Annotated in this window: 1 protein-coding gene; it reads left to right on the top strand. The window is 72.1% G+C overall.

What is annotated here, in order from left to right:
- Nucleotides 1–207 precede the first annotated feature (207 nt).
- Nucleotides 208–797, top strand: a 590-nt coding sequence (locus AOK03_RS43720) for an aldehyde dehydrogenase family protein (protein ID WP_244177451.1), incomplete at its 3' end; no start/stop codon positions are given.

Genomic DNA, 797 nt, shown 5'->3' with positions numbered 1-797 from the left:
CGGGGAACTGCGCGCCCGGCCCCCACCGGCCCCGCCGCCGAAAAACGCCCCTCAAGCGCAGGGCTCCGGGCCAGGTCCAGTACACATACAAAGCGGTGCGAGGCCCCCGGCCAGTACTCCGCGTCGGACAAACGTCAGCGGCTCCCGCTGCACCTACGGTGAGGTCGTACCCCCAGACACACCACCGCGGAAGGGCCGGGAATCGACATGACTTCCATCCACGCCTTCTGGCTCGCCGGTCGCCAGACCACCGGCGAGACCACCTTCGACGTCACCTCGCCCTGGGACGGACGGGTCGTCGGCCAGGCCGCCGTACCGACCGACGCGCAGGTCGAGGAAGCCGTCGCCGCCGCGTACGCCGTGCGCGACGAGTTCGCCGCGACCCCGGCCCACGTCCGCGCCGCCGCCCTCACCCATGTGTCGAACCGCCTGGTCGAGCGCACCGAGGAGATCGCCCAGCTGATCTCCGCCGAGAACGGCAAGCCGATCAAGTGGGCCCGTGGTGAGCTCGGCCGCGCGATCTCCGTCTTCCGGTTCGCCGCGGAGGAGGCCCGCCGCTTCAACGGCGGCGAGGCCCAGCGTCTGGACACCGACGCGGGCGGCCAGGGCCGTCTCGCGCTCACCCGCCGCTTCCCCAAGGGCGTCGTCCTCGGCATCGCGCCGTTCAACTTCCCGCTGAACCTCTGCGCGCACAAGATCGCCCCGGCCATCGCCGTCGGCACCCCGATCATCCTCAAGCCGGCCCCGGCCACCCCGCTCTCCGGCCTGATCCTCGGCGAACTGCTCGCCGAGACCGA

Origin of the sequence: Streptomyces atriruber (genome assembly GCF_001418325.1) — a bacterium.
Taxonomy (GTDB): Bacteria; Actinomycetota; Actinomycetes; order Streptomycetales; family Streptomycetaceae; genus Streptomyces; species Streptomyces atriruber.
The sequence above is the reverse complement of the archived record's forward strand: the minus strand, read 5'-3'. Positions and strand labels throughout refer to the sequence as shown.